We start from the raw sequence: 25,817 nt of genomic DNA on the forward strand, positions 1-25,817 counted from the left end.
TGGGAGGGATAAAACGGTGACTAAACGCGCAGTCTCGATCGGCGAGGCGATGATCGAAATGAGCGGCGGCAACGAGCGCAACTACAGGCTCGGCTTTGCCGGTGATACGCTCAACACCGCCTACTATCTGCGCGCGCTGCTTGGCGCCGACTGGACCGTCGATTATATCACTGCGCTCGGCGACGACGATTATTCGCGCCAGATGTCCGCCTTCATCGCCGGGACGGGTATCGGGACCAGTCACATCAGGACCATTCCGGGCAAGCGACCGGGGCTCTACATGATCCACCAGCATGATGGCGATCGACACTTCACCTATTGGCGCGACTCATCGGCCGCCAAGCTCCTCGCCGATGATGAAGATGCGCTGACCGCTGCCATCGCCGATGCCGACCTGATTTACTTTTCGGGCATCACGCTGGCTATTCTTGCACCTGCGGCGCGCGAAACGCTGCTCACGGTCATCGCGGCGCGCCGCGATGCGGGCGCTGCCGTCGCGTTCGATCCGAATATCCGGCCGGCACTTTGGCCCGGTCGCGAAACCGTGGCCGAGGCTCTCTCGGCGGCGGCAAGAGTCGCGACCTTCGTTTTACCGACCCACGGGGATGAAGTGCCTTATTTCGGCGATGCGGATGATGGCGTCACCGCTCGACGGTATCGAGATGCTGGTGCGCGCGAGGCGATCGTCAAGAACGGTGCCGATCCGGCGCTGGTCGTGACCGCGGATGGCGAATGGCGCGTTAGCGCTCAAAAGGTCGCCAACGTCGTTGACGCGACGGGGGCCGGCGACAGCTTCAACGCCGGCTACCTTGCCGCGCGACTGGCGGGCCAGGCACCGGAAGCGGCAGCCAAAGCCGGGCACGCCACAGCTTCGGTTGTCATCGGCCACCATGGCGCACTGGTCCCGAGGGAAAAACTCACTTCCCTTTAGACATACCCCGCCTCAGGGCGCGCAGGCCGAAAAATACCATCAGGAGCGCCAAGGGCGACAGGATGGAGATCACCAGCGTCTTGTTCCAGCCCGTCGCTTCCAGCGGCGCCGCCAACGCGTAACCGAGAATGCCGATCAGATAATAAGTGATGGCGATCGTCGAGAGGCCCTCGACCGCATGTTGCAGGCGGAATTGGCTCTTTGCCGTTTCGGCGATCGTATCGAGCACTGCCTTGTTCTGGATTTGCATGTCGAGGCTTATACGGACGTTGAGCAATTCGATGGCCCGCTCGAGCTTCTGGCTCAGGACCGACAGCCGCTTGTCCATCGCCTCGAACGTTGCCAGCGCTGGCTCTACGCGATTGCCGATAAAGCTCGAGAGGGACGAGCCCTGCCCCATCGTCGTCTCGCGCAGTTTTTCCAACCTGCGCTTGAGGATGGCGCCATAGGCATAGCTCGCGGCAAACCGGTAGTTGAGCTGCTCGGAAATCTGGCCCGAGCGCACGGAGAGATCGTGGAGCTTCTTGAGCCGTTCCTGCACCGCATCGATGGTATCGAGGCCGGAGAGATCCTCGACAACATCTGTCAGTTCCATCTCGACGGCGCGCAGCGCTGGCGCGGTCTGACGTGCCAGGGGCAACGCCAGAAGAGCCATCGTGCGGTAGGTCTCGACTTCCAGAATGCGCCGCAACGTTATGGCGCGCCGTAGTGGCGAGAGCTTGGCCGCCGCAAACTCGAACCGGATAAATTTATCGTCATCGGGCACGAAATCGGCAGCGATCTGAGCATTGCCGAATTCAACCGCCACAAAGCACAAGCTCGTCGGGTTGAACGAGGGAAACACTCGCTCGGGTAATTCGGGCTCATCGATCATATCGACACGCATCGCGCCCAACAGTTCGGCCTCATCTAACGCATCTAGCCCGATATCTCCCGGCAGATTTTCAGCGTCGGTCAGAGGCGAATACCAGGTGAGCGTTATGAACTCAGTGTGGAATTCCCAACTCACCAGGCGTTCAGCGGTCTGGAACTGAAATTGCCGTCCGCCTTCATTGCTGACGGCGTATCCATTTGCCGCAGCAAAGTCCTCGAAGCGGGCGATTGCAGCGCGCATGGCGCCCGAACGGGTCGGGACGGCCAAAACCAGCCGGCGGACACGCATATTGGTCTCGACAAGTTCGACCGGCCGGGCATGAAGCTCGGCAAGTACCGCATCTCGATAAGGATGTTCTGTCAAAGGAAACGCGCACATCGACTGGCTCCGATCCGCAAGGTGCATTTCGGGTTCTACTGCGTCGCGCTCGTGCCGCCCATTAGTCATTGGAGTGGTGTGCGGATTTGACCCGGCCTAGTAGGCCTTGCCATCGCGCTCGGCCATATAGGCGACTTCCTCAGGAGTCGACGTCCGCCCCAACGCCGCGTTGCGGAACGGGAACCGTCCGAAACGTGCGATCGTCTCATGGTGTTCGATCGCATAGGGCAGATATTCGTCGCTCTTGAGCGTTTTGAAGAGCCGCACGGATTCGTCCTGCACGATGAGCGATTCCGAATGCTGATATGGCATGTAGACGAAGAGCTTTTCATCGTCCGACAAATGAGCGTCCAGCCCTTGCGCGACGACTTCCTGAGCCAGCGCAAGCGCCATTGTGTCGGAGGCGAAGGCCCGCGCTTCGCCCCGGAACAATTGGCGCGACAATTGATCGAGAAGAATAAGTTCTGCCAGTCGACCTTTCACCGTCTCGCGCCAGGCCCAAAGCTCGGACTTGATCGCCTTGGCATGAATATCGGACAGTCGCGCACTACAGCGCGCATCAAATTCCGGATCGCCGGAGTACCAATCCTCGGCACCATGTTCGACGAACCAAAAATCGAGCACTTCGGATGGCTGCATCTGCGACCTCTTTTTCCTGTTTTGTTCACATATTGGGTTTCAACCGCTGGGTAGGGCGGCAATACTGGCGGCGAATGATTCCCCTGGGTTGTTGCGGAGTGTGTCCCACAAATGGTCGTTTGGTCCAGCCAGCAGGATGAGGCTCTCAAAGCCGTGGCCGATTGGCTCAAGGACGCAAACGGACCACAGGTGTTCCGCTTGTTCGGCTGGGCAGGCACTGGAAAATCCACTCTTGCGCGACATTTGGCCAAGGATGTGGAAACCGTCAAATACGCCGCCTTCACCGGCAAGGCTGCGCTGGTCATGCGCCGGCGCGGATGCAAGGGCGCTTCGACGATCCACTCGCTGATCTACACTCGCATTTCGGAAAAAGAGGGGGAGCCGCGCTTCGTCCTCGATCCAGAATCCGCCGCAGCGGATGCCGATCTGATCGTCATAGACGAAGTGTCGATGGTCGATGAAATCCTTGGCAGCGACCTGTTGAGTTTTGGCACAAAGGTCCTCGTCCTCGGCGATCCCTTCCAGTTGCCGCCGGTGCAAGGTGAAGGCTTTTTCACCGCACGAGAGCCCGACGTGATGCTGACCGAAATCCATCGTCAGGCGCGGGACAACCCGATCGTGCAGTTGTCGCTCAACATAAGAGAAGGCCGAGGGCTTGATCTCGGGACCTATGGTGACAGTAAAGTGGTCTCGCGCCGCGAGGTGGACCAGTCCGAAGTCTTAAACGCCGATCAGGTTCTTGTGGGCCGAAACAAGACGCGGCTTCACTACAACAACCGCATTCGCGAACTCAAACTCTTGCCGGCCGATATCCCGGTCAAGGGTGACCGTCTGGTCTGCCTACGCAACAATCCACAAAAGCGCCTGCTGAACGGGCAGATATGGACGCTCAATTCCATCAAGAAGCGCGCAGCTGGCACACTCGAGATGGTTATCGATCCTGAGGATGCCGACCGGACAGCGGTGCAGACCAAGGTGCGTGCTCATGAGAGTTTCTTTACCGGCGCAGACGCCGATATGAGCTGGCAGTTGCGCCGGCAATACGACGAATTCACCTATGGCTACTGCCTGACCGTCCACAAATCGCAAGGTAGCCAGTGGGACAATGTCTATCTCTTTGACGAGAGCTTCGTGTTTCGCGAAGAGGCGCAGCGCTGGCTCTATACCGGCATCACGCGGGCAGCCGAACGCATAACCGTCGTGCGCTAGGCGCAAGGAACGCCGCTCATTGCCCTGCCGTTTGGTCTCATACGATCGTGCGGAGAGGGAGCGACGATGGCCAATGTTCTCGCGTCAATCGAGGGTAGCCTGCGCTGGATACCCTCCTGGTTCGTCTCCCTCATGGTGCTTTTCCTCGCCGGGCTCGTGGCCTTGGTGCTGCACCGCTACCTCTTCAGTTTTGCCCAGCGCGCAGTCGCAGAAAAAGGGCTCTTTTGGCGATCTCTCATCAGCAGAACCAAATGGCCGACGCGGATGGTGTTCATCATCATCGGGCTGACGCTTGGCACCCGTATTGCGCCGTTGGGATTTGGACAGGCCGGGTTTGTCCGCCAATTGTTGCTGGTGTGCTTTATCGTGACCATTGCGTGGATCGCACAATCGGCGCTTCACATCTGGTCGATCATCTATATGCGCCGCTTCAAGCTCGAGGCGGAAGACAATCTTCTTGCACGAAAGCACGCAACGCAGTCCAAAATCCTTCTCCGGGTCGCCGATATCCTCATCCTGATTATCGCCATCAGTGCGGTGTTGATGACCATCGAGGAGGTTCGTCAGTATGGCGTCAGCCTTCTTGCATCGGCAGGTGCGGCGGGCATCATTGTCGGTTTGGCGCTGCAGCCCGTGCTCAAGAACCTTCTGGCCGGGATCCAGCTTGCCATCACGCAGCCCATTCGGATCGATGACGCCCTGATTGTCGAGGGCGAATGGGGCAATGTGGAAGAGATCACCTCCACCTATGTGGTCCTGCGCATCTGGGACATGCGCCGCTTGATCGTTCCACTCTCCTATTTCATCGAACAACCGTTCCAGAACTGGACGCGCGAAGGCTCGGCTCTTCTGGGCACGGTCATCATTTTTCTCGACTATCGCGCTCCGCTCGATGCCATTCGGGGGAAAGTCGAAGAGATCGCCAAGGCTTCGCCACTGTGGAACGGCGAGGTCGCGCATGTGCAGGTTACGGACCTCAAGGCCGACTCGATGGAAATCAGGATCCTTGTTAGTGCAAACAATTCAGGCAAGGCATTCGATTTGCGCTGCGAGGTTCGTGAAAAGCTGATCGACTTTCTACAGCGCGAGCATGCCTACGCACTCCCCGTAAGACGGCTTGAACAGTCAGGCACGCAAGGGCTTTCTCAATTGCCCTCGGCGGGCTGAGCTTCAGCCAGAATGTCTGCGGCTTCAGGGTTGAGCGCTGTCGCCCGCTTTCTGGGAGTAAACGACGGTGTTGGGCGCGGCCGATCGATGTTGCCCAGCAAAAGTGCTGCCCCCTCGGACAAACCGCCAGCGATATCCAGCTCGAAACGGGCCGTATCGCGTTCGCGCACTTCGAAGAGAATTTCCGCGGCCTCGGCCTCGTCCACACCAAGCGCCAGAAGCGTTTCGTAGCCGAAGGTGAACGCAGATTCGAGCGTCTCGCGGATGTGGTAGTCCACATTGCGCCTTACGAGCTCGACGGCGTGCTCGCGGTCATAGGCGCGGACATAGAGCTTGGCCAGCGGATATTCCGACTTCACGTGCTCGACGATCAAGGTAGCGTCGGCGGGGCGGTCGATGCAGACAAGAATAGCGGTTGCACTGGCCGCGCCCGCAGCGTGAAGAATATCGGGACGCGTGCCGTCTCCATAATAGATCTTGAACCCGAAGCGGGCCGCTGCCTCGATCATTTCCACGTCATTGTCGATGATCGTTACATCGACGCCTTTCGCGAGCAAGGGCTGGCTGACGATCTGGGCGAAGCGACCGAAGCCGATCATAAGGACCGTGCCGGCCAGCCCATCGGCAATTTCGACCCCATCAAGGTTTTGGGTTTCGCGCGGCATGATGCGGTTCATCCCGATGATCGCTATGGGGGTCACGACCATGGACACAATCACCGTCGTCGTGAGGATGGCATTCATCTCAGCATCGAGAATGCCCACGCCCAGCGCTGCCGAAAACAAGACAAAGGCAAACTCGCCGCCCTGCGCCATCAGCACAGAGCGCTCGAGCGCTTCGCCATGGCCCGCGCGTAACAGCCGCGCGACTGCGTAAATCCCCGCAAATTTCACGACCATGTAGACGGTTACGGCGAGGATGATGAAAGGGTAGTTCTGCGCGATCACACCCAGATCGAGCGACATGCCCACGGCTATGAAAAAGAGGCCCAGAAGAATACCGCGGAAGGGTTCGATATCTGCCTCGAGTTGATGCCGAAACGTCGATTCCGAGAGCAGCACGCCGGCTAGGAAGGCGCCCATGGCCATCGATAGTCCGCTCATGTTCATGGCGAGTGCCGCGCCGAGAACCACGAGGAGCGCCGCCGCGGTCATCACTTTTCGAGCATGCACGTTGGCGAGGATGCGAAACAGCGGATTGAGCAAAAACCGCCCCACGACGATCAGCGCGACGACGGCCCCGACCGCGATTGCGATATCGATCAAACGCTGGGACAATGTCACAGTCTCGCCTTGCGGCGCGATGAAGGCGACAAGCGCCAAGAGCGGAACGATGGCGAGGTCTTCGAGCAGCAGGATCGAGACCATCTTCTGGCCGGCGGGCGTAGATATCTCGCCGCGCTCTTCAAGCACCTGGAAAACTATAGCCGTCGAGGTGAGAACAAACCCCAGTCCCGCAATTAGCGCCACGGTGGGTGGCAGCCCCATCAGTATTCCTGCCCCTGTCATCAGGGCCGCACAGGTTCCCACCTGCAACACGCCGAGGCCGAAGATTTGCTTTCGCAGGCTCCACAATCGCCGTGGCTGCATTTCGAGCCCGATGACGAACAGGAACATCACGACGCCAAGCTCTGCGGTGTGAAGGATAGTTTCGGGTTCGGAAATCACGGCGAGGCCGAATGGCCCTATAACGAGCCCCGCTGCGAGATATCCAAGCACCGATCCGAGCCCGATGCGCTTGAAAATCGGCACGGCAATAACGCCCGCTGCGAGAATTCCCACTATCGGGAAAAGATCGAAACCGTGTGCAGCTTCGCCTGCCATGGCGCACCCTAGAAGACGGACGCAAAGACCGAACGCTAGGCCGAGTTGCATCCCACCACAAGTGGGATTGACATCATGCGTGCTGGTGTATTACTTATATAGCACACCATACGGAAGCACATATGACCCAGTGGCGCGAAGACCAACCCATATTTCTGCAAATCCGGCAAAGGATGATCGAGATGATCCTGAGTGGCGTCATCAAGGAAGGCGATGCCCTTCCCTCCGTGCGTCAAGTTTCGACCGACCTTTCGGTCAACCCATTAACCGTCACCAAATCGTATCAGTCGCTCGTGGACATGGGCACTGTCGAAAAACGTCGCGGCATGGGTATGTATGTCACCGAAGGCGCACGCGCCGCGCTTCTGACCCATGAGCGCGACAAGTTTTTAACCGAAGATTGGCCCGGCATTGCTGCACGGATTTCCGCGCTGGGCCTGACCGCCGAAGACCTCCTCAAGGACGGGGACCAACAATGACCACCATCGAAACGCCGATCGTTTCCGCCCGTGGCCTGCGCAAGCGCTACGGCAAGTCCGAAATCCTGCACGGGCTAGATTTCGACATCCCGGCGGGCCGGATTTACGGTCTCGTCGGCCACAACGGCGCCGGCAAAACGACAACGCTCAACGCATTGCTCGGCCTGACGCAGTGCGAGGGGAAGATCGAAGTCCTCGGGCTCGATCCTTTCGCCAATCGCGCCAAGCTCATGGAAGACGTCGCTTTTATTTCCGACGTCGCATCTCTCCCGCGTTTCTTGCGGGTGCGCGAGTTGTTTGCACTGCTGAGCAACATCCATCCGAAGTTTTCGCAAGCCAAGGCGCACGACTTCCTGGCGGGCACTGATATCCGGCCCGAGGCGAAGATCAAGAACCTCTCCAAGGGGATGATCGCGCAATTGCACCTCGCCGTGGTAATGGCGATCGACGCCAAGCTGCTGGTTCTCGACGAGCCGACGCTCGGGCTCGATATCACCTACCGAAAGCGCTTCTACCGCCGTTTGCTTGAAGACTACATGACCGAAGAGCGCACGCTTTTGATCACCACCCACCAGGTGGACGAGATCGAATTCATGCTCAGCGACATCATGTTCATCCGGGACGGCGATCTCATCGTGCACATGCAGATGGAAACGGTGAATGCCAAATACGTCCAATTGGTCATTTCCGATCCAACCCAGATCGACGCGGCGCGGGCGCTCAATCCGGTTTTTGTGGAAAGCCGGTTCGGGCAGACCGTGATGATCTTTGACGGTGCCGACCGTCAGGCGCTGGTGCCGCTGGGCCAGGTTTCCACCCCGACCCTGTCGGACCTCTTCGTCGCCCTCATGCAGCGCGAAACCTATAATGCAGGAGCCGCCTAAATGCTGGCTATGACCGCTCTCATCAAACGCGAGTACATCGAACATCGCGGCGCCTTCGTTTTCGGCCCAGCCATCCTTCTCGCCCTGTTTCTGGCCGGCGCGATCTATTCGCTCGTCGGGGTCGATATCGGAGGCACGCTCGAACGCGAAATCCCTTCAGCCTTGCGGTTTTATGAAACCGGCTTTGCTCTCGCCGCTGCCGGGTGGCTGGTCTATTTGCTGATTATGCTGTTCTTTTATTATGGCGATGCATTCTCGGCCGACAGTCGCAACAATTCTATGCTGTTCTGGAAGTCCATGCCGCAGTCGGACCTCAAGATTTTTGTCTCGAAGGTCGCCACGTCTCTGACTGTCTTTCCTACCGCCATCCTGCTGGCCCTGGCCGTTACTGGGCTCATCGCCTACCTGCCGGCGATCTCAATCGGCAGCGTCATGCCAGCGTTCGCACCGCCCGACTTTGCAACAACGGCCGTTGCGTGGGGCAATATCATGCTTGCCGCTGTTGTCCTTTTTGGCATCGCGCTGCTGTGGTATTTGCAATTTCTCGCCTGGGTCGGCTTTCTGGGCACGATCTTTAAGCGCTGGGCAATTCCCCTGGCTTTCCTCATCCCGGCTATCATCGGCATTTTCGAGCGCGTCATCGCCGAAAATCTTCTGGTGGCCGGCTGGTTCTGGACATTCATTACGCAGAGGTTCGAACTGCATTTCGAAGGTCTGGAACTTGAAGGATACTGGCTCTCTGGCGAGCCCTGGAATGCAAGGGAATTGATCGCTCTCATGGTCACCGGAACCGACTGGATTTCACTTGCCGGAGGGCTGGTTGTGGCGGCGATCTTCGTCTATCTGGCGAGTGAATACCGCCGGAGGTTCATTCTGACCTGACTATCTGGGGCGCTGATGCGCCCCTTTTTACCGGGTCTTCGGCCAAACGCGGCGCACAAAATTTGGCCTCGAGCGAAGCGGCATCCGAATCGAGCACGCGAAGTATTGCGCAAAGCCAAGCCTTTGAGAATCCCTTGTTTTCTCATACTCACACACACCATCGTGCATGGATGGCGAAAGATTTTCTCTTGTCAGAACTTTGAAATCGAGACACCATGATCTCGGTTTCAACCAAGCGAAAGGAGGTGATCCAATGTCTAGTGAGATCCGCGCAGGCGGGAGTGACTTTGGGTATGAGGTGATTTTGACGGGGCAGCCCTCGCCAAGATGAACATCCCTCCGAACCGCTTGGATTAGCGGTTCAGTCACCACCGAGTGACGGTATCATGGAAGGACTGCTCGCTTTGTCGGGCAGTCCTTTTTCTTTGCAGCCATGCCCTTGCACAATGCTGCTCGCAACGCTATTTTTCCATCGTCATTTGACGATCAAGTGACGACATATGTTCTCAGGGCGGGGTGAAAGTCCCCACCGGCGGTAATGAGCGCGATGCGCTTGAAGCCCGCGAGCGCCTCTCTTGAAAGAGAGAGGGTCAGCAGATTCGGTGCAACTCCGAAGCCGACGGTCATAGTCCGGATGAAAGAGAACGGGTTTACGTGTGCAGTGCGCACGCGCTCTTGCGCGTTGCGGCGCCCTCACTTCGATCCCGAATCCCCTGAGGTCACTGGTGGAGAAAGGATCGAACCATGAGCCAGACGACCTCTGCAATTTTGAAGTCCTCCAACCTCTCCGCTGCCGCGCTTATGGTGGTGGCTGGCCTAGCCTTTGCTGGCGTCAACGTCGCGCTACAATGGGCCGGGATGATCGGGGGACTGTCTTCGACGTCCATTGCCTTCTGGCAGTATTTTTTGGCCCTCATATTTGCGCTGCCACTCATATGGCGTCACGGGCTGGGAGCGATGCGGACCGGTCGACCTGTCCTGCACATTGCACGCGTGGTCCTGTCGGCTGGTGGTGTGCAATTGTGGATCATGGCTCTGGCTCATGTCCCGTTGTGGCAGGCCATTGCGTTGTCGATGACCTCGCCGTTTTTCGTTCTTGCCGGTGCGTCTCTGTTTCTGAGGGAGCGCGTGAGCCTGACCCGGATTGGTGCAACGATATTTGGTTTCATCGGCGCGTTGATCATCATCGCGCCCTGGTCCGAGCAATTCACCCTGCACGCACTATTGCCCATCGCTGCAGCAGCGCTTTGGGCGGGTGCCTCATTGATCACCAAAGAGCTGACCAAGAGCGAAAGACCGGAGTCAATCGCCCTCTACCTGCTGCTGCTGCTCACCCCGGTCAATCTCGCGCTCTATCTGGGATCTGGCTTTGCATGGCCACCGTCTGACGGGTGGATGATCCTTCTGGTGGCAGGCGTTTTGACGGCAGCAGCGCAATACGCACTGACGCGCGCCTACGCCGTTGCCGATGCATCCTATCTCCAGCCCTTCGAGGACCTGAAGCTTCCGCTCAATATCATCCTGGGGTGGGTCGTGTTCGGATTTGCACCCGATGCCGGGTTCTGGCCCGGCGCGGCGATGATCGTCCTAGGATCGCTCTATGTGATGGGCCGAGAAGGCACCAGTGGCCGACGGACGGCCAAGGCATAAAAGCCGACCTGCCAAAAAAGACGGCGGAATATGGAGTGATCCATATTACCGCCGGAGGTTGCTCTTGCCCTTCGCGCTCTCGCGAAGATGGTCAGGATAACCGGGATAGGACGGAATTTAAAGATCATGGCAGTAAATAGGCAGAATTTTCGCGCTGCCGTTTCACTTGGGATACAGTGTAGGCGCATTCTTCGTCGCCCAATCGTGGAGGCCGACTATGGATACGCTGTCGCCACGCCTGCTCGCCATCGTCGACGCGCTGCCATTGCGAGAGGGCATGAATGTTCTCGAAATCGGCTGCGGCCCCGGTGCCATGGCGCGAGAAATGGCTCGGCGGATAGGACCGCTGGGCCGTGTTCTCGGGATCGACCGCTCAGCAAAAGCGATCGCCCAAGCCGTCGCTGCGTCCAAAGAGATTGCAGTAGGTCAGCTCTCATTCCGGCAAATATCGGGCGAAGATTTCCGACTTGAAATTCTTGAAGAACCCTTCGATTTGGCTGTGGCCGTTCGCGTTGGCGCCCTTGATGGTCGTCATCCCGCAATAGGTGTTCGGATGCGTGCGGCCATTGCAAAGGCGCTCAAGCCCGGTGCCAAACTCTATATTGATGGCGGGAGCCCTCTCTGCGAGGTCACGCTTTTGTGAGTGAGAGAGGAACTAAGCGACTTGTCCTACGTTAGATGGCCGCGGGGGTAGCGCCCGGTTCACCGGACACACGGGACGCCCTGCGGGCGAAGCGTATGCGAGTTTTCCGGGGCCACCAAACACCTCAAACGGAGGACTATAACAATGAAAATGACTCTTGCGAAAACCCTTCTGGCGACGACTGCCGGACTGCTTATGACCGGAACTGCTATGGCGCAGACCGCCAGTGCGACGGCCACCACCGATCTCAACATTCGCTCCGGCCCTGGCCCGCAGTTTGAAACCGTAGGCGTCATCGCCAACGGTGATGCAGCCACCGTCAATGGATGTTTGTCCGAGGGCATGTGGTGCGAGATCGATTATAACGGCACCGTCGGCTGGGCCTATTCCGACTATCTGACCGTCGAAGCTGAAGGCTCGACGATCGTTCTGACGGAGCGTCCGCCGGAACTGGTCGGCGTTGCCGAAGCCAGCACGACTGGCAACTCTACGGTTACGGGCGCTGCTGGCGGCGCAATCGCCGGCGCACTGATCGCCGGCCCCATCGGTGCTGCAGTCGGCGGCGTCATCGGCGCAACGACTGGCGTCGTTATCGATCCCCCGGAATCGGCACGCACCTATGTAACGGCGAACCCCATGGAGCCTGTCTATTTGGATGGCGAAGTGGTCGTTGGCGCACAGATCCCTGATACCGTGGTCGTTAGCCAGGTTCCTGATTATGAATACGAGTATGTTTATATCAATGGCCAGCCGGTTCTCATCGATCCCGCGAGCCGTGAGATCGTCTACATCTTCCGCTAAACGATGCGGCTAGAGACCTCGTGATTTATGGAAAGGGCGATCTATGGATCGCCCTTTTTGTTTACCCAGTTTTTGACCACACGGGCACCCACTCGAACTTAAACAACGTGTTAAGCCCTTTTGTACTAACTGTTTTCATGAAACAGACGAGTGACGTACGGGGGCTAAGCACTTGGCGCACACCGGACCGGTCAAGCTCAAACGGCTGACCAGGACCATCTTACGGGTGAGCAACATCCCGGCGGCAATCGCATTGATCGTCGTTGGCATCGCCGTCGTCTTTGCGGACTATCAAAACCGGGAAATCCACCAGCAGTCCCAAAGGGCCGAAATCATCGATAAGGTCGCCCTTGTCCGAGCCCAACTCGAAGGCAAGGTCAATTCCAATCTTCAGCTCGTCCATGGGCTGATATCCACCATCGCCAATGAGCCGGAGATGACTCAGGAGCGCTATTCGGCGTTGGTGTCCTATCTCTTCACCCAAGACAACCAGCTCATCAACGTCGCTGCCGCACCCGATCTTGTGGTCGAGCTTGTCTATCCCATCGAGGGCAATCAGGCGGCCATCGGACTTGATTACCGCAACAATGCCGAGCAGCGCGACGCCGCCATTCGTGCCCGCGATACGCGCGAAATCGTTCTCGCCGGCCCGGTCTTGCTGGTGCAGGGTGGCCGCGGCTTTATCGGACGTTTCCCCGTCTACTACACTGACGCCACAGGTGCCGAGCAGTTCTGGGGCATCGTTTCGGCGGTAATCGATGCCGATCGGCTCTACGCGGAAAGCGGGATCGGTGAGGCGAGCCGGGGACTTGCGATCGCCATTTCCGGGCGCGACGGCCAAGGACATGACGGGACTGCGTTCTACGGCTCGCCCGCAATTCTTGATGCCGATCCCATCGAGGCTGATGTCCTCCTGCCATCAGGCACATGGACCATTTCAGCCATTCCCAGTGGCGGCTGGGTCAGTACGCCGCCCAACGCCACGCTGCTGCGAATCGGGCTTGGGCTCGCCGCTGCTCTCGTCATCGTCCCGATCGTGCTTTTGGGCCGACTCAATGAAGAACGGCGCCGGCGGATTATCGAGCAGCGGCGGCGGGAAACGGAACTGGCACGGCTGTCGCGACGTCTCGAACTGGCGCTTGCAACCTCGCAGGTCGGCGTTTGGGAAATGAACATCATCACGGGCGTGCTGTCTTGGGACGACCGGATGAACGAGATCTATGCGCAGCCGACTGACGGACAGCCGCGAGACTATTCCCACTGGCGCGATCGACTGCATCCCGACGATTTCGAACGCGCCGAGCGGGAATTCAACGACTCCATCCGCTCGGGACAAAGATACCAGTCCAATTTCCGCATCATCCTGCCCGAGGGTATAATCCGGCACGTTCGTGCGATCGGGGCGGTCTATCAGGAGGCAGGCACCTCACCGCGCATCGTTGGCGTCACTTGGGACGCCACTCCGGATGCGCAATTGTCAGAAGCGCTCCTGCGCGCCAAGACCCAGGCCGAGGCGAAAAACTTCGAGCTTGAATCGGCCAAGGCACGCATCGAGCATAACGCGATGCACGATCCGCTTACCGGGTTGCCCAATCGAAGATATCTCGATGACATCCTCGAAAAGCATACCGCAACACATACGCGTTCCGATGGATTTGCTGCTATCCTCCATATCGATCTTGATCGCTTCAAGCAGATCAACGACACGCTCGGCCACGCTGCCGGCGACGCGATGCTTATCCATGCGTCGGAAATTCTAAAGATGTCGGTCCGCCAGACCGACTTCGTGGCGCGCATCGGGGGAGACGAATTCGTCATCCTGTGCATCGGCCAAAAGTCCGACGAAGAGTTACGCGCACTTGCCGAGCGCATCATCGCCGCCATGCGCAAACCAGTGTCCTATCACGGCCACGAGTGTCGCTTTGGCGTCTCGATCGGCATTGCGGGTGGCAACGTTCAACAGACCCCGGCGCGTCAACTTCTCATCAACGCCGATATCGCACTCTACCGCGCCAAACGGCAGGGCCGCAGCCGAGCTGAGTTCTTTTCCGAAGAGCTGCAGTGCGAGATCATCACAGCGAAGCGGGTGGCCGACGATATTCTTGCCGGCTTGGACAACAATGAGTTCATTGCGCACTATCAGCCGCAGATCGATGCAAGAACATTCGATATCGTCGGCGTCGAAGCGCTGGCGCGCTGGCAACACCCGGTTCGGGGCCTCCTCGCGCCCGATGCCTTCATGGCAATCGCGGACGATCTCAATGTCGTCGCCACGATCGATCGCATCATTCTCGAGCAGGCCCTCGAGCAGATGCGCGTCTGGGCCGCCCATGGCCTTGCGGTGCCACGCGTCTCGGTCAACGTTTCCGCCCGCCGGCTTAATGACGACTCGCTGATCGATACGCTCAAGACCCTGGACATCGAGCCGGGAACCGTATCCTTCGAACTCATCGAGTCGATCTTTCTCGACGAGCGCGACACCATGGTGTCCTGGAACATCGATCAGCTCAAGGAACTGGGTATCGATATCGAAATCGACGATTTCGGAACCGGGTATGCGTCCATCGTCAGCCTGCTGCAGCTCCGTCCGACGCGATTGAAGATCGACAGGCAACTGGTCGCACCGATGACCAGTTCGTCGGCCCAAAAGGCGCTGGTCGCCTCGATCATCGAGATCGGCACATCGCTTGGCATCGAGGCCATAGCAGAAGGTGTCGAGACCTGGGAGCACGCCGCGCTGCTGGCAGAGCTGGGTTGCTCATCGCTGCAAGGCTATGTCATTGCCCGCCCTATGAGCGCGGAAGACCTCACCGGTTTTATCCGCTCCCAACGCTGGCGGCAGGCGGGTTAGTTTCTTGGCTTGGCGCGATTGGTGGCTTGCGCTGCCAATGGATCATCGGGCCAGTAATGCTTGGGATAGCGTCCCTTGAGATCCTTGGCGACATCCTTCCAGCTACCGCGCCAGAAGCCGGGGAGATCGCGTGTTGTCTGAATGGGGCGGTGCGCCGGTGACAAGAGGGACAAAAGCAGCGGAAGTTTTCCCTTGGCGATCGAGGGGTGAATATCGAGGCCGAACAATTCCTGCACCCTGATGGCGAGAACCGGACCGTTCTCGGCGCCATAGTCGATCGGGACGCGCGAACCCGATGGTGCATCGAAATGGGATGGCAAGAGCGTATCGATCTCCACGCGAAGCCCCCAGGGTAGGAGATCGAACAGCGCCGCCGATAAATGATCGGGCGTTATCTGATCGAGTCGCCCCAGCCCCACGATGTGGGGGACCAACCATGCGGCCTCATCCCGAGCCAACGCCGCGTCCGACAAATCAGGCCAATCCTCGCCGATCGTTAAAGCAAGAAAGCTCGCGCGCTCGCGCAAAGTCCGCTGGTCGCGGGTCCAGGGCAGCTTCTGGATGCCTAGCCCGGCGATGCCCTCTGCCAGCATTTGAGCGGCAGCCAGAGGGTCATCGAGCGCTGTAGGAATATCGTCGAGCCGCACGGCGCCGAGGCGGCGTTGGCGGCGCGCACGCACGGCCTTGGCAGTGGCATCAAAGGCCATGTCAGTTGTGGTTTGGATTTGTGCCGCCATCACCTCTTCGATGGTCGCCCTGTCTATGGCAATGGCCGCGCGGATAAAGCTGCTTGAAGCATTGCCGGTCATGTCCGCGACCACGAGATGGGGCGCGCGGGACAACCCCTCGGTCTCATCGAGCTTGGCCTGCCGGCCGTTAGCGAGCCTGAATCGCCCACCCCCTGTGGATTGTGCGATACGATCAGGTAGCGCCCGCGCTAAATGGCGGGCCAGGCCGTTTGGGTCACCTGCCCTGCCACCGCCGACCGATCGCGCCCATCGCGCTGCAAGCGCCTTGGCTTCGCTCGCACGCTTTGAGCTGTCGCGCCTCAGCCGATCATAGCGTGCCGCGAGATCGACGCCATTCCCACCCAACCCAGGCTCGCCGATCAGGACCGCCAGCAGGGCCGCAGCGTCCGCTGCGTTCTCGTCTGCGGCACGCGCAATCATATGCCCGAGCCGGGGGTGGAGAGGCAATTTGGCCAAAAGCCGCCCGTGCGCGGTAACGCGCCCCTCATCATCGAGAGCCTCAAGCGCCTGCAGTAGAGCCACCGCTTCGGACCATGCGGGCGCCGGGGGCGGATCACGAAATTGCAAGGCACTGGGATCGGTTACGCCCCAACCGGCAAGATCGAGAACAAAGCCCGCGAGGTCGGTTTGGGTAATCTCAGGCGGATCAAATGGCGCGAGGCCCGCCGTCTGGCCCTCGTGCCAGAGCCGATAGCACACACCGGGTTCGGTGCGTCCAGCGCGGCCGCGACGCTGGTCGGCGCTAGCACGGGACACCCTTCGCGTTACGAGCCGCATAAACCCGGTATCGGGCTCATAAACCGGCAATCGCGCCAGGCCTGCATCGATCACGATCCGCACGCCTTCAATCGTCAGCGAGGTCTGGGCAATTGCTGTCGCAAGAACAATCTTGCGCCGACCAATTGTCGCCGGCTGTATGGCTCGATCCTGCTCGGCGGGCGTCAACTGGCCATAAAGCGGCGCGACATCTATGTCGGGTCCGGCTCCCGCCAAGGCCTCGGCCACGCGCCGAATTTCCGCCTGACCCGGCAAAAACACGAGTATCGATCCGGTATCCTCACGCAGCGCACGTCGCGCGGTGGCAACGACACTCTGCTCAACTCGCTCATTGGCGTCGGGCACGACATGGCGGGTTTCAACCGGATAAGCCCGTCCCTGGCTTTCGATCACTGGCACATCGCCCAAGAGACCCGCAACGGCGGCGCCATCGAGGGTGGCGGACATGACGAGAATGCGCAGATCATCGCGCAATGCCGTCGCATCGAGGGTCAGCGCCAGCCCCAGATCGCCATCGAGACTGCGCTCGTGAAACTCATCGAACAGAACGGCAGCAATGCCGGACAGTTCGGGATCATCGATCACCATCCTGGTGAAAACGCCCTCAGTTACGACCTCGATTTTAGTTTTTGCCGAGACCATGGTGTCGAGCCGAACGCGATAACCGACTGTCGCGCCCACGTCTTCCCCGAGCGTTTGCGCCATCCGCCGCGCGGCGGCTCTCGCCGCCAGCCTGCGCGGCTCAAGCATGACGATCTTGCCATCACCCCGCCATGGCGCATCGAGTAGCGCAAGCGGGACAACTGTCGTCTTGCCGGCCCCTGGCGGCGCAACGAGAACGGCGCGCGTCCCAGCCGCCAGCGCACTGCGCAGGTCTGGCAAGGCTTCATCAATAGGCAGAACTTCGCGCGTGGTCATCGTCGGCTATGTCGCCCGTTTAGGCGGCAAATTCAACGCCTGCCTGCGATGGCCGCTTTGAGGCCAGCTACACGCGCGGCATCCGTACGCTTCATGCCCGCAGTCACATAGCCCAATTCCGCCAACTTCTCCTCGCCCGGCACAATCTCGACGCTGGCTGAAGCATGGAGCTCTCTCGCGCCGATGGCGATGAACTGGTGGGCGTTTTCGGCAGTGACACCAGATCCCGGCATGACGGCAATACGCCCGTTGGCGTTTGCGATAACTTCGCCCAAAGCATCAAGTCCATCGACGGCACGCGGCGTCCCGCCCGAAGTCAATATGCGCTCGAAACCCAGGTCGATCGCGGTTTCGGTTGCCACTCGGAAATCGGGCACCAGATCGAATGCCCTGTGTAACGTCAGTCCCAAGCCAGAGGCATGATCCACAAGACGCCTTAATATCTCGCGGTCGAGGCTGCCGTCGGAAAGGCTCGCGCCGATCACAACGCCAGCCAGCCCGGCCTCTCGTGCCGCCTCGATATCGACGCACATGATGTCGACCTCTCGGCCCGAAAAGACAAAATCACCGGCGCGCGGCCGGATCATCGCATAGACGGGGACGGGAGATCCTGCCGCTAGCGCCATGAGCCCACGCGATGGCGTAAGGCCGCCAACCGACAGGGCCGCACACAGTTCGATGCGATCGGCGCCACCCTCGATAGCGGCCGCGAGGCCAGCGGCGTCGTCTACACAGATTTCCAGGATTGCGTCAGACATAGACGAACCGATCGAATCCCAGGAGCGCTGCACCGACAATCCCAGGCTCCACTTCGCATAGCGCCGGAACGATCACTGGGCGATCGATCTTGCGCAGGATGCGGCAGCGCACTGCGCTGTCCAGCGCGGCAACCAGCCCCGGGGCGCCGGCGAGCCCACCGCCCACCGGAACGATCGAGGCACCTGTCAGATTGATCGCGAGCGCCAATGGATTGGCAACCAGATCGATATAGACGTCCATGGTGCGCAGCGCTGAGGCATCGCCCCCGGCCCACCCAACGACAATCTCCCGACTGTCGCGGGTTTCGCCGCAAAGAGCCTGATGCAATCGCTCCAGCCCGCGCGCCCCGCCGACCGTATCGACGCAGCCTTTTCGCCCGCAACCGCACGTAAAATGCGGAACGCTTAGAGGTGGATCACCCGCCTCGGTCGCAAGGATCGTGCCGTGACCCCATTCGCCGGCATATCCACCCCGCCCGTTGGCCAGTTTCCCGTCGACCACGAGACCTCCGCCGACGCCCGTGCCCAAGATGATGCCGAAGACGACATCATGGCCCTTGCCGGCGCCAATTCCGGCCTCGGCCAAGGCGAAACAATCGGCATCATTGGCAACGGATACAGGAAGTCCGAGTGCTTTGGACAGATCAGCATCGAGCGTCCGGCCATCGATACAGGGCACGTTGGCGCAGATCATCGTGCCGGTGTCGATATCGGTGACGCCGCAAATCGAGATCGAGAGCGCGTCAGGCGCCGTGGGGGCAGCGGCCACGATGCCGGCAAGCGTTTCGACGAACGCCGCAAAATCGGTGCGCGGTGTTTCCACGCGGCCCATCTGGGTGATGCGGTCCGGGCTTTGCGCCCATGCTGCCTTTATGGCGCTGCCGCCGATGTCGAGTGCAATGATCATGAGCGCGAACCTATCTTTCGGGCTGCATCTGACAAACTGGCATTTCCGTCAAAAGCGGAAAATCGCGCTCCCGCTTATTCTGCGGCCATTCGGCCGTCAGGGCTTTCCGCAGGACCATTTGCATCTCCCGGCGCGGTCTCTGTGCCCAGATCCGGGAACGCGGCAGTACGGCGACCGCTGAAGTCCTCGCGCAACACGATCAATCCGCGATCCTCGAAATAGGTCAAAAGCCTGCGTGCCCGCGAGGCAGAATGGCTGCCATAGGCCCGTGCCAGGGTTGCATCGGAAGGACAGGAAAGTTTTTCGACGGCAGCGCGTGCAACCATCAGGAAAACGCCTTGCAAATCTTCTGGCAGGCTGGCGGCGAGATTGATTGCGGTTTGCCAACCGTCAGATTGTGCACCGGCTGTATCGACGCCGGCCCGCGCGACCGCGAAACGGCGCTTGAATTCCGTCAGATCGGGCGGGGTCCCGGGAACGCGGCGAATACGGCAGCGCACGAGGAAGTCCTGATAGAGAACAGCCACAGAGCGGAAACTAGCGTCAGGGTCTTCGAGAATCTCACCCAGCACCGCATCGATCGCGGCGTCGCGTTCCACCGCATCGATCTCGGGAAACAGAGACACCGGCTCCGGTTCGACACGCGGGAGCGGCTGGCTCAACTGCGCCAAAATATCGGCGGTAGGGCGTGGGGCCGGCTGAACGACGCGACGCGGGATGGAGCGTATTTCCTCGTCAGGCGATGGGGTAAAAATCAGGTCGGCAGCGTCGGCACCGGTTTCAGGCATTGGCATCAGCTTGGGCGATGTGGAGCGCGCGCTGGTCTCCACGTCACCAATGCGGATCGGCAAGGGCCGCCGCGACATTGCCGGTCCCAGCGCAACGAAATTGCCTTTTTCCAGATCGCGGAACATCTCGGTACCGCGCCGGTCCATGCCCAAAAGATCGCCGGCTCGCGCCATATCGATATCGAGAAAAGTCCGGCCCATCAGAAAGTTCGACGCTTCGGCGGCGACGTTCTTGGCCAGCTTCGCGAGGCGCTGTGTGGCGATGACGCCGGCCAGCCCGCGCTTGCGCCCACGGCACATGAGATTGGTCATAGCACCGAGCGAGAGTTTTCTCGCATCGTCCGACACCTCTCCGCCAGAGGCGGGCGCAAAGAGCTGCGCTTCGTCGACTACCACCAGCATTGGGTACCAGAAGTCGCGATCTGCATCAAAGAGGCCGCCGAGGAACGCCGCAGCAGCCCGCATCTGAGCTTCAGCCTCGAGCCCTTCAAGGCTCAGCACAACCGAAACGCGGTGCTGGCGGATGCGCCCGGCAATCCGCGTCAGTTCCTGTTCGGATCGGTTGGCTTCGACAACCACATGGCCGAACTTGTCGGCCAAGGTGACGAAATCGCCTTCCGGATCGATGACACATTGCTGCACCCACTGCGCGCTCTGCTCGAGCAGTCGTCGCAGGAGGTGAGACTTGCCCGAGCCGGAATTGCCCTGCACCAAAAGACGGGTCGCCAATAGCTCTTCGAGATCGAGCCGGGCCGGCGTGCCTTTGGTGGTCGTGCCCATGTCGATATCGACGGTCATCGTCTTGGGTCTGCTCCGCTCATGTGTGTGATTCTATCGCTTTCGAGAGAAACGCTTGCGCCATCTTAGCATTTGCGGCGACCGCCTGTACAAGCCTTGAACTTTAGATTCACAGCCGGTGTTGAGCTTTGACCATGACGGCCAAATCAGCCTAGACTCTTTGAACACCCGGATGGGAGATGATCCAGACAATGCCCATGCGCCTTTTTTCGCTATTTCGCCGCCCGCCAGTCGAGCCTGCTGGGCCGCAATACGGTGCCCTGCCTTACACCATCGTTGATGGCCAATTGGTCGTTCTACTGATCACGTCGCGCGGACGGGGCAAATGGATCTTTCCAAAGGGCGGACTGATGGCGGGCAAGACCGCGTGGGAAAGTGCGGCGCACGAGGCCTATGAGGAAGCAGGCGTCGAAGGCGAAATCGAAGAGACGCCCATCGGCTCTTATTTTCTGCCCGTTACGCCTGAGCGCCCACGGGTCGTAGAGGTCAAGTTGTTCCCGCTTCTGGTGACCAATCAGCGCGATGATTGGAAGGAAATGGGCCAGCGCTATCGCCATTGGGCCGTCATCACTGAGGCCAAGCGGCTGATCACCCATGACGGACTGGCCGATGTCGCCGTTACACTTGCGCAGCGCGAGACGAGCAAGTCGAGAGTTTCGGCCCCCATCAGAGCCGTTGCTCAGGGTTAGAGCTTTTCGAGCGCTTCAATGCCGCTTTAGAGCCCGAACAATAGGATCATCGCCCAGTATAATGCGGCAGACAGCATTGCGGCTGCTGGAACGGTAATCACCCAAGCCGCGCCAATCGACAGCGCGTGCTGGCGGCGTACCAGATAACGCTTCTGGCGCTTCTGAAAGTTGACGATGGCTTCCTCGGGCGTCGTGTTGAGATGGTCGGTGCGCAAGAAAACACCGTCCGGGCTTACCGCCTTGTTGCGGATGTTGCGGTTGGAAAACCCTTCGCGCAGGAACCCCACGCCGAACACGGCGCCGACAGCGATATGCGTCGATGACACAGGCAGCCCCAGCGCGGACGCGACCAAAACGGTTGTCGCTGCCGAAAGCGCGACGCAGAAACCGCGGATTTCGTTGAGCTTGGTGATCTTTTCACCGACAGTGCGGATCAGCCTCGGACCGAACAGCGCCAGTCCCAGCGCTATCCCCAATGCGCCGATGGCCAGAACCCAGATCGGCAACGCCACCTGATCGGAAGCTCCGCCCTCCTGTACCGCAGCCACGATCGCGGCAAGCGGGCCTACCGCGTTAGCGACGTCGTTGGCACCATGGGCAAAGGACAGAAGTGCAGTTGCAAAAATCAGCGGCAGGCGAAACAGCGTTCCCACCTGCTTGTTGGAATTTTCCATATCCGAGGTTCGCGACTTGACCCATGGCTGCGCGAGCAGCCAGCCTAGCCCGGCTGCTACGAGACCGATGAGCAGGACGATATGCCCGGCGGGCGACCAGACGCGAGAAAAACCCTTCATCGACATGTACATGGCGAAAACGCCAATCATGATCCCAACGAGGACCGGCACCCAGACCCGTGCAGCTATGGCCTTCTGGCTCTGACGCAGAATGGTGAAATTGATCACCGTCAGCAGCACCGCCGCCAGTGCGCCGCCCATCATTGGTGAAATGACCCAGCTCGCGGCGATCTTGGCGATTGTCGGCCAGATGATGGCCGAGACACCTGCTGCGGCAATTCCTGCGCCCACAACGCCGCCGACAACCGAATGGGTCGTCGACACCGGCGCACCGATAATGGTCGCCAGGTTTACCCATAGCGCTGAGGCAAGCAGTGCTGCCATCATCACCATGATAAAGGTCGTGGTGCCCAATTCCGTGCCAGGCGCGATGATATCGCGCGAAATCGTTGTCACGACGTCGCCGCCAGCTAGAAGCGCGCCTGCCGCCTCGCAGATTGCAGCAATCAGCAGCGCCCCGCCCATGGTGAGCGCCTTGGCGCCGACAGCCGGACCCATATTGTTGGCAACGTCATTGGCGCCGATATTGAGCGCCATATAGGCGGCGATAACCGTGGCGATGATCACCAGATAGCTCAGCGGACCGCTTGAGACCGCGAACGTAGCCCAGACCAGGGCCGCCAGAAGGAACACCAGCGCCAAGCCCGGCGCGGCGATCGCTCTGGCGCTTTCGTTGGTCGCAGCCTTGAGCTGGCCGACGCGCTTGAGATCCTTGTCGATGGCCGACTTCGCCATGGGTGACCAGCTCCCCAGAATGTGTGACGTTTTGGGCGCAATAGCCGAGTCAGAACGCCAAGGCCACAGCGATTATGACATTTGCGTCATAAAGCTCTGGATTGACGCAGGTTTTACCCAATTTGCGCAATACTGCCACACCCATGCGGAAAACTCTGGCATGGGTCGCCAGAGCGCCGGTAAAAGGAATTGATCGAAGGAGAAACCGCCAGCACCATGCAGCATAACGACCGGCACAAGAGAGATTGGCGCTCGCGACTACGGGATGTCGTCTGGCCACGCATGGGGATACGTCGGTATGTGACATATCTGCAAAAGCGGGTTCTGCGGCTGACCGCCAGCCCGCACGCGATCGGTGCGGGTGTTGCCTCGGGCGCGGCGGTGTCGGTCTTCCCGCTGATCGGGCTGCATTTTTTCCTGGGCTTCGTTCTCGCCTTTTTTACGCGTGGCAACATGCTTGCCGCGGCGATTGGCACCGCCTGGGGAAATCCACTCACCTTTCCGCTGTTCTTTTCGCTCAGCTACCAGTTTGGCGCCGCGATCCTGCGACGGCTGTTCCCAGATGACCCGACCGCCGTCCTGCGTGCGGCTGATACGGAGGCGCTGTCTGGGGGCCTCTTGTCGCTCGATCTTGGCGCAATCCTCCCGCTGTTCCAGACCATGATGATCGGCGCACTGCCGGTGGCGGTCTTCACCTGGCTGTTCTTCTATTTCATCGTCCGGGCTCTGGTGAGCGGTTTTCAAACGGCGCGCCGTATCCGCCTCGAGCGCCGGCGGGCACAGATGTCGCCCGCCCGCGCCAGCCAGCGCTAGGGCCCTGCCTCGCGCTTTCGGACGATGGCGCGTACGCTGGCAATCAGCGCATCGGTGTGAATAGCGCTTTCGCTACCGGCGCGGGTCGTGATGCCGATGGCGCCATGGCTGGCTGTCATGTCGAGGGGCAGCGCGGCAAGGTCACCCTTTTCGAGATCATTGGCGACCACCGAACGCGAAATGAACCAGACGGCATCGGTCAACAGCGTATAGGCCCGCCCGAATGAGTTGGAGACCGTCTCGATCTCACGAGGAAGGCTCGGCACACCGGCGGCCAGCAGCATCGTTTCCACCGTCCCCCTTATGATCGCCTCGCGCGGCGGCACGAGTGCCGGATATCCTTGCACCATGGCGAGCGTAAGGTCCGTTGCACTGAGCAAGGGGTGGTCCGGGCGCACGGCCAGCACCAATGGCTCGGAGTAGAGATGTTCGAACGTTAGCCCAACCATCACTTCGGGCGATGGTAGCCGGCCGACGACGAGGTCAATCGCGCCACCACGCAGCAGCCCCAGCAGATGAGGGCTTGGCCCGCTTTCGACATGAACACGACAGGCAAGCGGGCCTGCCAGAAACCCCGCGACAGCCTGTGGCACCACATCTACCGCGACAGTGGGCAGCGCCCCGAGCCGCACTACGCGCGCGGCGCCTCCTGCCTCGACAAGCGACTCGACACCCTGCCGTAAGGCCGACATCGAGGCGTTGGCATGGCGCAGAAACAGCGCACCGTGGTCGGTCAATGCCAGTCGGCGCCGCGAACGATCAAACAGCGCCACGCCCAAAATCGCCTCGAGTTCGGCCAGCGATTTTGACACTGCGGGCTGGGTCAGACCCAGTGCCTCGGCAGCTTCCTGAACGCCCCCTCGCCCATCGGTTTCCAGAAAGCAGGCTAGATGACGAAGCTTGATGCGTGGATCGAGAAGCGCCAATTCACATTTCCAAAAGTTATATAGATTGCGGGTTTTATCATTTTACCTCGACGTTCTGCCAGTATCTAATGTGTTTTGAGTTATATATCTGACAGGAAACGGACAGTCATGGGCAAGGTGATACCGCTCGATCAAGCGGTGCGTGAAAATCTCAAGTCTGGCGATACGGTTGCTTTCGAGGGGTTTACCCATTTGATCCCCCACGCAGCGGGGCACGAGGTGATCCGGCAGGGCATTAGCGATCTTACGCTTGTGCGCATGACGCCCGACATCATCTATGACCAGATGATCGGCATGGGGCTGGCGAAAAAGGTGATTTTCTCCTATGCCGGCAATCCCGGCGTTGGCCTCTTGCGCCGCATGCGCGACGCCATCGAAAACGGCTATCCGCGTACGATCGAAACTATCGAGCATTCGCACGCCGCCATGGCCAACGCCTATGAGGCCGGCGCTGCGGGCCTGCCCTGCGCGATCTTCCGTGGGTACAAGGGCGCTGACCTGCCAAAGGTCAACCCCGACATCAAATCGGTCATCTGCCCCTTTACGGGTGAAGAATTGGCTGCGATTCCAGCGCATCGTCCGGATGTGACGTTCATTCACGCTCAAAAAGCCAACGAAAAGGGCGACGTCCTGATCGAAGGCATTGTGGGCGTGCAAAAGGAAGCAGCGCTTGCCGCCAAGCGGGTCGTGGTGACGGTCGAAGAGATCGTGCCCGACTTCAAGGGCCTTCACCCCAACCTTACCGTTCTGCCCCATTGGACGGTCACGGCAATTTCCGTCGTCAAGGGCGGGGCACACCCCTCCTATACCCATGGCTATTACGCACGCGACAACGCGGCCTATCTCGAATGGGACAAGGTCTCGGCGGATCGCGACCTGTTCGACCAGTGGATGAAAGACAACGTATTGAGCGCGACACCCGAAGTGTTCGCCGAACGGATCAAGGGGCTTTGA

The 25,817-nt window shown here is 59.9% G+C and carries 22 protein-coding genes and 1 riboswitch; of the genes, 13 read left to right on the forward strand and 9 right to left on the reverse strand.

The genetic code is table 11. The features are described from left to right. The first annotated feature begins 16 nt into the window (after positions 1 to 16). Complete coding sequence (locus BLR31_RS14750; RefSeq protein ID WP_090597470.1) at positions 17 to 931, forward strand: sugar kinase; 915 nt, start codon at positions 17 to 19, stop codon at positions 929 to 931. On the opposite strand, the gene BLR31_RS14755 is transcribed toward BLR31_RS14750, so the two are convergent. After that, positions 918 to 2,183, reverse strand: a complete 1,266-nt coding sequence (locus BLR31_RS14755) for a DUF3422 domain-containing protein (protein WP_176762685.1) — start codon at positions 2,181 to 2,183, stop codon at positions 918 to 920. The two genes, BLR31_RS14750 and BLR31_RS14755, sit on opposite strands and share 14 nt — an antisense overlap. Positions 2,184 to 2,279: 96 nt before the next feature. Then, the gene (locus BLR31_RS14760; RefSeq protein ID WP_090597472.1) at positions 2,280 to 2,822 is read right to left on the reverse strand and encodes a DUF924 family protein; all 543 of its coding nucleotides are present in this window, start codon (positions 2,820 to 2,822) and stop codon (positions 2,280 to 2,282) included. A gap of 111 nt (positions 2,823 to 2,933) precedes the next feature. On the opposite strand from BLR31_RS14760, the gene BLR31_RS14765 reads away from it, so the two are divergent. Then, positions 2,934 to 4,031, forward strand: a complete 1,098-nt coding sequence (locus BLR31_RS14765; protein ID WP_090597473.1) for an ATP-dependent DNA helicase — start codon at positions 2,934 to 2,936, stop codon at positions 4,029 to 4,031. 66 nt (positions 4,032 to 4,097) lie between these two features. Beyond that, complete coding sequence (locus BLR31_RS14770; RefSeq protein ID WP_090597474.1) at positions 4,098 to 5,198, forward strand: mechanosensitive ion channel family protein; 1,101 nt, start codon at positions 4,098 to 4,100, stop codon at positions 5,196 to 5,198. On the opposite strand, the gene BLR31_RS14775 is transcribed toward BLR31_RS14770, so the two are convergent. Next, complete coding sequence (locus BLR31_RS14775) at positions 5,177 to 7,021, reverse strand: monovalent cation:proton antiporter-2 (CPA2) family protein (RefSeq protein WP_090597475.1); 1,845 nt, start codon at positions 7,019 to 7,021, stop codon at positions 5,177 to 5,179. The genes BLR31_RS14770 and BLR31_RS14775 overlap by 22 nt on opposite strands. Before the next feature lie 122 nt (positions 7,022 to 7,143). On the opposite strand from BLR31_RS14775, the gene BLR31_RS14780 reads away from it, so the two are divergent. The 7 genes from BLR31_RS14780 (at position 7,144) to BLR31_RS14810 (ending at position 15,211) form a co-directional block, all read left to right on the forward strand. Continuing rightward, complete coding sequence (locus BLR31_RS14780) at positions 7,144 to 7,500, forward strand: GntR family transcriptional regulator (protein ID WP_090597476.1); 357 nt, start codon at positions 7,144 to 7,146, stop codon at positions 7,498 to 7,500. Then, positions 7,497 to 8,384 carry an ABC transporter ATP-binding protein gene (locus tag BLR31_RS14785; RefSeq protein WP_090597477.1) on the forward strand — a complete coding sequence of 296 codons (888 nt, stop codon included), beginning with the start codon at positions 7,497 to 7,499 and terminating at the stop codon, positions 8,382 to 8,384. Before BLR31_RS14780 ends, BLR31_RS14785 begins: the two co-directional genes overlap by 4 nt. Next, positions 8,385 to 9,266, forward strand: a complete 882-nt coding sequence (locus BLR31_RS14790) for a hypothetical protein (RefSeq protein WP_090597478.1) — start codon at positions 8,385 to 8,387, stop codon at positions 9,264 to 9,266. A gap of 498 nt (positions 9,267 to 9,764) precedes the next feature. After that, positions 9,765 to 9,916, forward strand: a riboswitch (FMN riboswitch). Positions 9,917 to 10,010: 94 nt separating this feature from the next. Then, positions 10,011 to 10,916, forward strand: a complete 906-nt coding sequence (locus BLR31_RS14795) for a DMT family transporter (protein ID WP_176762686.1) — start codon at positions 10,011 to 10,013, stop codon at positions 10,914 to 10,916. Positions 10,917 to 11,133: 217 nt separating this feature from the next. Beyond that, on the forward strand, positions 11,134 to 11,559 hold the full coding sequence (locus BLR31_RS14800; RefSeq protein WP_090597480.1) for an SAM-dependent methyltransferase: 426 nt from the start codon (positions 11,134 to 11,136) through the stop codon (positions 11,557 to 11,559). A gap of 144 nt (positions 11,560 to 11,703) precedes the next feature. Next, positions 11,704 to 12,360, forward strand: a complete 657-nt coding sequence (locus BLR31_RS14805) for a DUF1236 domain-containing protein (RefSeq protein ID WP_090597481.1) — start codon at positions 11,704 to 11,706, stop codon at positions 12,358 to 12,360. A gap of 172 nt (positions 12,361 to 12,532) precedes the next feature. Further along, positions 12,533 to 15,211 (forward strand): bifunctional diguanylate cyclase/phosphodiesterase, encoded by a 2,679-nt coding sequence (locus BLR31_RS14810; RefSeq protein WP_244505079.1) that lies wholly within the window; start codon positions 12,533 to 12,535, stop codon positions 15,209 to 15,211. Here the strand turns inward: BLR31_RS14810 and hrpB are convergent. From hrpB to BLR31_RS14830, 4 genes are all read right to left on the reverse strand, one after another. Further along, positions 15,208 to 17,655 (reverse strand): ATP-dependent helicase HrpB, encoded by a 2,448-nt coding sequence (gene hrpB, locus BLR31_RS14815; RefSeq protein ID WP_090597482.1) that lies wholly within the window; start codon positions 17,653 to 17,655, stop codon positions 15,208 to 15,210. The genes BLR31_RS14810 and hrpB overlap by 4 nt on opposite strands. Before the next feature lie 32 nt (positions 17,656 to 17,687). After that, positions 17,688 to 18,413 carry a copper homeostasis protein CutC gene (locus BLR31_RS14820; RefSeq protein ID WP_090597483.1) on the reverse strand — a complete coding sequence of 242 codons (726 nt, stop codon included), beginning with the start codon at positions 18,411 to 18,413 and terminating at the stop codon, positions 17,688 to 17,690. Continuing rightward, a complete protein-coding gene (locus tag BLR31_RS14825) occupies positions 18,406 to 19,320 on the reverse strand; it encodes an ROK family protein (RefSeq protein ID WP_090597484.1) in 915 nt (304 codons plus the stop codon). Before BLR31_RS14825 ends, BLR31_RS14820 begins: the two co-directional genes overlap by 8 nt. 74 nt (positions 19,321 to 19,394) lie before the next feature. Further along, the gene (locus BLR31_RS14830) at positions 19,395 to 20,906 is read right to left on the reverse strand and encodes a helicase HerA domain-containing protein (protein ID WP_090597485.1); all 1,512 of its coding nucleotides are present in this window, start codon (positions 20,904 to 20,906) and stop codon (positions 19,395 to 19,397) included. 191 nt (positions 20,907 to 21,097) lie between these two features. Here BLR31_RS14830 and BLR31_RS14835 point away from each other — a divergent pair, with 191 nt between their 5' ends. Then, entirely contained in the window at positions 21,098 to 21,595 is a 498-nt protein-coding gene (locus BLR31_RS14835) for an NUDIX hydrolase (RefSeq protein ID WP_210183939.1), read from the forward strand. A gap of 26 nt (positions 21,596 to 21,621) precedes the next feature. Here BLR31_RS14835 and BLR31_RS14840 read toward each other — a convergent pair whose 3' ends face one another. Beyond that, positions 21,622 to 23,124 (reverse strand): inorganic phosphate transporter, encoded by a 1,503-nt coding sequence (locus BLR31_RS14840; protein ID WP_090597487.1) that lies wholly within the window; start codon positions 23,122 to 23,124, stop codon positions 21,622 to 21,624. A 216-nt stretch (positions 23,125 to 23,340) separates the two neighbouring features. Here BLR31_RS14840 and BLR31_RS14850 point away from each other — a divergent pair, with 216 nt between their 5' ends. Then, positions 23,341 to 23,937 (forward strand): DUF2062 domain-containing protein, encoded by a 597-nt coding sequence (locus BLR31_RS14850; RefSeq protein WP_244505080.1) that lies wholly within the window; start codon positions 23,341 to 23,343, stop codon positions 23,935 to 23,937. Here the strand turns inward: BLR31_RS14850 and pcaQ are convergent. Beyond that, positions 23,934 to 24,863, reverse strand: coding sequence for a pca operon transcription factor PcaQ (pcaQ, locus tag BLR31_RS14855; RefSeq protein WP_090597490.1), 930 nt, complete (start codon positions 24,861 to 24,863; stop codon positions 23,934 to 23,936). The genes BLR31_RS14850 and pcaQ overlap by 4 nt on opposite strands. Before the next feature lie 108 nt (positions 24,864 to 24,971). Between pcaQ and BLR31_RS14860 the strand changes: the two genes are divergently transcribed. Then, the gene (locus BLR31_RS14860) at positions 24,972 to 25,817 is read left to right on the forward strand and encodes a CoA transferase subunit A (protein ID WP_090597491.1); all 846 of its coding nucleotides are present in this window, start codon (positions 24,972 to 24,974) and stop codon (positions 25,815 to 25,817) included.

Origin of the sequence: Pelagibacterium luteolum (genome assembly GCF_900100665.1) — a bacterium.
Classification (GTDB): Bacteria; Pseudomonadota; Alphaproteobacteria; order Rhizobiales; family Devosiaceae; genus Pelagibacterium; species Pelagibacterium luteolum.

What these genes read in the sequence shown, in the direction of transcription:
- BLR31_RS14755 (WP_176762685.1), bottom strand. Translation starts at nt 2,183, where the DNA reads ATGTGCGCGTTTCCTTTGACAGAACATCCTTATCGAGATGCGGTACTT.
- BLR31_RS14850 (WP_244505080.1), top strand. Translation starts at nt 23,341, where the DNA reads ATGCAGCATAACGACCGGCACAAGAGAGATTGGCGCTCGCGACTACGG.
- BLR31_RS14800 (WP_090597480.1), top strand. Translation starts at nt 11,134, where the DNA reads ATGGATACGCTGTCGCCACGCCTGCTCGCCATCGTCGACGCGCTGCCA.
- BLR31_RS14860 (WP_090597491.1), top strand. Translation starts at nt 24,972, where the DNA reads ATGGGCAAGGTGATACCGCTCGATCAAGCGGTGCGTGAAAATCTCAAG.
- BLR31_RS14775 (WP_090597475.1), bottom strand. Translation starts at nt 7,021, where the DNA reads ATGGCAGGCGAAGCTGCACACGGTTTCGATCTTTTCCCGATAGTGGGA.
- BLR31_RS14805 (WP_090597481.1), top strand. Translation starts at nt 11,704, where the DNA reads ATGAAAATGACTCTTGCGAAAACCCTTCTGGCGACGACTGCCGGACTG.
- BLR31_RS14785 (WP_090597477.1), top strand. Translation starts at nt 7,497, where the DNA reads ATGACCACCATCGAAACGCCGATCGTTTCCGCCCGTGGCCTGCGCAAG.
- BLR31_RS14765 (WP_090597473.1), top strand. Translation starts at nt 2,934, where the DNA reads ATGGTCGTTTGGTCCAGCCAGCAGGATGAGGCTCTCAAAGCCGTGGCC.
- BLR31_RS14780 (WP_090597476.1), top strand. Translation starts at nt 7,144, where the DNA reads ATGACCCAGTGGCGCGAAGACCAACCCATATTTCTGCAAATCCGGCAA.
- BLR31_RS14825 (WP_090597484.1), bottom strand. Translation starts at nt 19,320, where the DNA reads ATGATCATTGCACTCGACATCGGCGGCAGCGCCATAAAGGCAGCATGG.
- BLR31_RS14835 (WP_210183939.1), top strand. Translation starts at nt 21,098, where the DNA reads ATGCCCATGCGCCTTTTTTCGCTATTTCGCCGCCCGCCAGTCGAGCCT.
- BLR31_RS14820 (WP_090597483.1), bottom strand. Translation starts at nt 18,413, where the DNA reads ATGTCTGACGCAATCCTGGAAATCTGTGTAGACGACGCCGCTGGCCTC.
- BLR31_RS14760 (WP_090597472.1), bottom strand. Translation starts at nt 2,822, where the DNA reads ATGCAGCCATCCGAAGTGCTCGATTTTTGGTTCGTCGAACATGGTGCC.
- BLR31_RS14770 (WP_090597474.1), top strand. Translation starts at nt 4,098, where the DNA reads ATGGCCAATGTTCTCGCGTCAATCGAGGGTAGCCTGCGCTGGATACCC.
- BLR31_RS14830 (WP_090597485.1), bottom strand. Translation starts at nt 20,906, where the DNA reads ATGACCGTCGATATCGACATGGGCACGACCACCAAAGGCACGCCGGCC.
- BLR31_RS14795 (WP_176762686.1), top strand. Translation starts at nt 10,011, where the DNA reads ATGAGCCAGACGACCTCTGCAATTTTGAAGTCCTCCAACCTCTCCGCT.
- hrpB (WP_090597482.1), bottom strand. Translation starts at nt 17,655, where the DNA reads ATGACCACGCGCGAAGTTCTGCCTATTGATGAAGCCTTGCCAGACCTG.
- BLR31_RS14840 (WP_090597487.1), bottom strand. Translation starts at nt 23,124, where the DNA reads ATGGCGAAGTCGGCCATCGACAAGGATCTCAAGCGCGTCGGCCAGCTC.
- BLR31_RS14790 (WP_090597478.1), top strand. Translation starts at nt 8,385, where the DNA reads ATGCTGGCTATGACCGCTCTCATCAAACGCGAGTACATCGAACATCGC.